This window comes from Butyrivibrio sp., assembly GCF_024699075.1.
In genome coordinates, this window is the sequence record NZ_JAILQF010000418.1 from 1 (window position 1) to 5,257 (window position 5,257).

At 40.1% G+C, this 5,257-nt stretch carries 3 protein-coding genes; 1 reads left to right on the forward strand and 2 read right to left on the reverse strand.

Annotation, left to right across the window (positions count from 1 at the left end; translation table 11 throughout):
- The coding region (locus tag K6G87_RS16740) for a LacI family DNA-binding transcriptional regulator (protein ID WP_296839791.1) at window positions 1-848 on the reverse strand (848 nt) is incomplete at its 3' end.
- Window positions 849-1,227: 379 nt separating this feature from the next.
- Here K6G87_RS16740 and K6G87_RS16745 point away from each other — a divergent pair.
- The gene (locus K6G87_RS16745) at window positions 1,228-3,642 is read left to right on the forward strand and encodes a glycoside hydrolase family 3 protein (RefSeq protein WP_296839793.1); all 2,415 of its coding nucleotides are present in this window, start codon (window positions 1,228-1,230) and stop codon (window positions 3,640-3,642) included.
- 267 nt (window positions 3,643-3,909) lie between these two features.
- On the opposite strand, the gene K6G87_RS16750 is transcribed toward K6G87_RS16745, so the two are convergent.
- Entirely contained in the window at window positions 3,910-4,776 is an 867-nt protein-coding gene (locus K6G87_RS16750) for a sensor domain-containing diguanylate cyclase (RefSeq protein ID WP_296839794.1), read from the reverse strand.
- Window positions 4,777-5,257 lie beyond the last annotated feature (481 nt).

Below are 5,257 nucleotides of genomic sequence, written 5' to 3' on the forward strand. Positions count from 1 at the left end.
CCGCAGGATCCTCCATATATCACTTTGGCAAAAACGCTTGTATTAGACCTCTCGCGTCCTCGGATAAGGCTGTGAAGGTTACTTACTGCGATACGTCCAAGGTCATATACAGGATAAGATATAGTTGTAAGCGCCGGTATCATGTTCTGTCCTGCAGGTAGGTTATCACATCCTGATACGCCGAAATCCTCAGGGATCTTATATCCTTTATTTTCGGCAGTGATTATCAGCTCATAGGCAAGCCTGTCGTTATAGCAGATGATGGCATCCGGGATATTAGTCCCTTTTTTTGTGAGATAATCAAGTGCTTTTTCGAAATCGTAAGGTGTTTCATCACATACATAGTAGTCGCTATCATCTAATGACAGACCGTGATGGGACAGGGTCTCTTTGATGATGCCAAGCCTTAATTCAGAAATATCTGATTCACTCTTACACCCAAGGTAGCATACGCGCTTTGCGCCGTGCATGCTTACAAAGTGCTCTGTTATGACAGAGAACATCGTACTATTATCCATAGTTACATTTGGAAAAAAAGGATCCGTATCATTGACTTCAATGACCGGAAGCCCTGACTTTTTTATAGCACCAGAAATCTTGTCCCTAAGATCTCTGGATGCATATGTTCCTGATGCAAATATGATGCCACTTAGATTCTTATAGACAGGGAGCTGTAGTATGCACTCTTCTATATTAGAAAGATCGCCAAGTGACTCGCCGTCATTGGTTGTGAATACCTGAGTCTGGTAGCCGTGTTCAAGAGCCTTATCTATTATTCCCTGCGTGAGATTCTTTTGATATTCGCCATATATGTGTGAGATAAAAAGAGCTATTTTTTTACTGAACATAATCCCCCAAATTCCTTATATGCCTAGTGTACTGACTTATTCATATTTGATTAAATAAAAATGAGTCAGTACATTTACTTTGATCCGTTTCATAAGATCAAAGTGATATTAAACCCAGAAATTATAAAACAAGATACCCTAAACTTCTAAAATTTGCACACTAAAAATAAAAAATGTAGCGTATACATTTTATCATAGAATGGTATGATGATGACATAGCTGCTTTGATCACGAAATGAGTAGCTATGTGACACGGGGTGTGCGTGTGTTTGGTATTGGAATGTTCATTACCGGATGTCAGAAGAGTTTTTGATATCTGAATAAGAGGATGGTAATGAACAAGCCGGTATACTAATGCGATGGAAAGGTATTTGATCATATGAAAAAATGGACAAGAGCTAATTTTCAACCAAATCTTCCTCTTGAAGGAGATAAGAAAGTTACAGCAAGCGCTGAGCATATAGAGCTTTCAATGCGGGCAGCAGCCGAAGGAATGGTACTTCTCAAAAACGAGAAGGATATACTTCCACTTGTAAAAGGGACCAGGGTTGCTCTTTTTGGCAAAGGCACTTTTGACTACGTAAAAGGAGGCGGCGGATCAGGAGACGTATATACCAAGTACGTAAGGAATATCTATGAAGGCTTCAAATCTCTTGGAGTAGATGTATTCGAGCCTTTATGCGAGTATTACAAAAAAGATGTAGATAGCCAGTATCAAAAAGGAGCAGCTCCCGGCATGACCGTAGAGCCCACACTTCCTGACGATTTACTAACATCAGCAGGATTTTATACAGATACAGCCATCATCAGTATCAGCAGATTCTCCGGCGAGGGATGGGACCGTTCAGATGTAGAGTATAACGGCGAGTACAATCCCTGGGAGACAGAAGTCAGCATGCCCAAAACTGCAGGCAGGATTTTCCCGAAGGGAGATTTCTATCTTACAGATGCTGAACAGGAGATGATCAGCAAAGTAAGCGGCAGATTTGCAAAGACCATAGTAGTCCTTAATGTGGGTGGTATCGTAGATACCAAGTGGATCAAGGGTGATGATAAGATAGGGGCAGCTCTTCTTGCATGGCAGGGAGGAATGGAAGGAGGCCTTGCAGCAGCAAGAATCCTTATGGGCATTGATAATCCGTCTGGTAAGCTTCCTGACTCTTTTGCCGGAGATATAGAGGATTATCCATCAACAGAAGGCTTCCATGAATCGGTTGATTATGTAGACTATACAGAAGATATATATGTTGGCTATAGATATTTTGAGACCATAAAAGATGCCAAAGATAGAATAGTATATCCTTTTGGATATGGTCTTTCCTATACATCTTTTGACAAGGAACTGATAAAGGTAATTGAAGAAGATGACGGCTTCACATTTAGAATACGAGTTACTAATACAGGTAAGCTCGCCGGCAAGGAAGTTGCGGCTATCTATATGTCAGCTCCTATGGGAAAACTCCAAAAGCCTTCAAGAGTTCTTGTTTCATTTGAAAAGACAAGACTCCTTGAAGCGGGAGATGCTCAGGTTATGGAGCTGTATGTATCCAAATATCAGCTATCATCCTACGATGATCTTGGCAAGATAGAAGAGTCTTCTTATGTCATAGAAAAGGGTGAATACAGATTTTTCCTTGGATCAAGCGTAGAAGATGCGTTCGAAAGCGAGTATAAGTTTATAGTGCCTGAAGATATAGTCTATGAGAAGCTTTCAAAAAAGCTTGCGCCAGTATCTTTAAAGAAAAGACTTCTTGCAGACGGAAGCTATGAAGATCTCCCCACAGGTCCTGATGCTGATATAAATGAGTGCATATTTGAAAAGATGGTTCCGGGAACAGAAGAAGCTGTCGTTCCTGCAGACAGGGGCAGGGGCTCATATCTTCTTATGGATTCATATAAGAACAAGGATACAAAGCCACTTATAGATGTCTATGAAGGGAAAATATCTATTGACGACTTTATAGCTCAGCTAAGTGATGATGATCTTATAGACCTTCTGGGTGGTCAACCCAACAGGGGTGTTGCCAATACCTGGGGCATGGGCAATAAGCCTGAATACGGCGTACCTAACGTCATGACAGCAGACGGCCCTGCAGGAGTACGTATAAATCCTGACTGCGGCGTAGTAACAACAGCATGGCCATGCGCAACCCTTTTGGCATCCACCTGGAACAAGGATCTGTTATATAAAGTCGGCGAAGCCGGAGGTAAGGAACTTAAGGAAAATAATCTCCAGATCTGGCTCACACCGGCTGTTAATATTCACAGAAGTCCTCTTTGCGGAAGAAATTTCGAGTATTATTCGGAAGACCCCTATCTTGCGGGTAAGCTTGCAGCAAGCCTTGTTAGAGGTATCCAGTCTCTGGGCGTAGCAGCAAGTGTCAAGCACTTTGCAGCTAACAATAAGGAGACAAACAGGAAGCATAGCGATTCAAGAGTATCTGAAAGAGCCCTTAGAGAGATATACTTAAAGGCCTTTGAGATAATAGTCAAAGAGGCAGATCCATGGACGATCATGTCAGCCTATAACGCGGTCAATGGTCAAAGGGCTTCAGAATCCAAGGACCTTCTGACAGGTATCCTTAGAGATGAATGGGGCTTTAAAGGAATGGTAACCAGTGACTGGTGGAACAGGGCAGAGCATTACAAAGAAATCCTTGCAGGCAATGATGTCAAGATGGCCAATGGCTATCCGGACAGAGTAGGTAAAGCCATGGAGATGGGAGTTATACATAGAAGCGACTTAGAGCTATGCGCAAAGCGTGTTCTTATGATGATACTAAGACTTGATTAAATAAGATGCTAAATGCATTCTTGTAATGATATATACGAAGTTTAGACTTTTATTTATCAGGGACCCTGTAAGGGGTCCCTGAATAAATTTCTCAAGATCCTTTTTGCGTACAGATATTATTCTTTTCTTTTTTTCTTGATGTGAACAATTCCACCTGTCAGAGCTGCACAAGATACAGGTACAGTTATTAAAAATACGGCTGTATTATTGTGAGGTTTTTTGATATTTCCTTGCTGTCAATTTTAATTCCAATAAAAGGTAGAACATTCATACGCGGTGATGTAGTTTTTTGACATCATACATGCGATTATCTGAAAGCTCTAAAAGAGTATCAATGCTAAGGGTTTCTGAATAAATGGCATGCCCTATAGACGCTTTTATGCTTATATTGTTACCATCAATATTTAAAGGACTGTCAATGTAGCGATAGATACGTTTTTCCAAAGATTCTATGTCAGAACTTGAATATAGCTGATGAATAACAATAAACTCATCACCGCCATATCTAAATGCAATGCTGTTATCTGCAGAAGCCATGGTAAGGTTCTTGGCAGTTGATTTAAGAACCAGGTTACCATATTCATGGCCATAGGAATCATTAATACTTTTAAAACTATCAATATCTATCATAAACAGTGCAAAGTCGGTATTCTTCTCTTTGTACTGTTTTTCATATTCAAGGACAATATTACTAAAGGCACGTCTGTTAAGAAGGCCTGTAAGATCATCTGTCTGACACAAAACCGCAAGGCGGTCCCTTTCTGCAATTTCTGCTGTTATATCCATAAAATAGCCGACAAGTCCTACTATTTCTCCATTCGAATAAATAGGACATTTGGAAGCCTTGATCTTGCGGAGATTACCTTTGACAATACATTCTCCGGGAACATCCCTTACGGATTCTCCTGTCGAAAGTATCTTAAGTTCTATATTTCTGAAAGGGTCCGGATCTATATGCCAGCCCATTTCCTCGTCATTCTTGCCTATGATATCTTCGACTGATTTAAGACCATAGTAGTCCAGAAACATCTGATTTGCACCAAGAAAACGCCTGTCTTTATCTTTCCAGAAGATTCCGGCAGGAATTAATTGAACCAAATTTTCAAATAAAACTGAATCTGATATTATGTTCATGAATTTACCTGAAGATGAGTATAGTCAACAGTTACATAAATATTTTAACAGAATTAAATAATATAATGAATAATTTTGAGTGAATTTTTTGACTGTTTTTCAGCTTTTGGTTAACTTTGTAAGTGAAAACGGGCATGATAAATGGCTTTTTAAAAGTCTATTGCAGAAAGTCGCATTTACTGCAGAGTACCAAAAAGTAATTATTAATTTTTTGTGACAATCCTGTACTTGCCATGTATGAGGCGGGTATAAGTGTTATACTAATTGCATATGATTAAAAGTCAGATGCCACATGCATGCTTAAGGTGTGGGGGATTTTATAACGAGGTAGCCAGAAAACCATTGCCTTTAGGGGATGGTAGTTTCGAAGTCGTAGACCCGGTATATTACGGAGTAAGGAGGAGCAATGTTTAAAGATCTGGTAAAAAAGGCGCGTTCATATCGTAGATTCGAGCAGGACAAGAAGATATCCAAGGAAGAC

Coding starts and splice junctions, on each gene's coding strand:
- K6G87_RS16750 (WP_296839794.1), bottom strand. CDS start 4,776: ATGAACATAATATCAGATTCAGTTTTATTTGAAAATTTGGTTCAATTA.
- K6G87_RS16745 (WP_296839793.1), top strand. CDS start 1,228: ATGAAAAAATGGACAAGAGCTAATTTTCAACCAAATCTTCCTCTTGAA.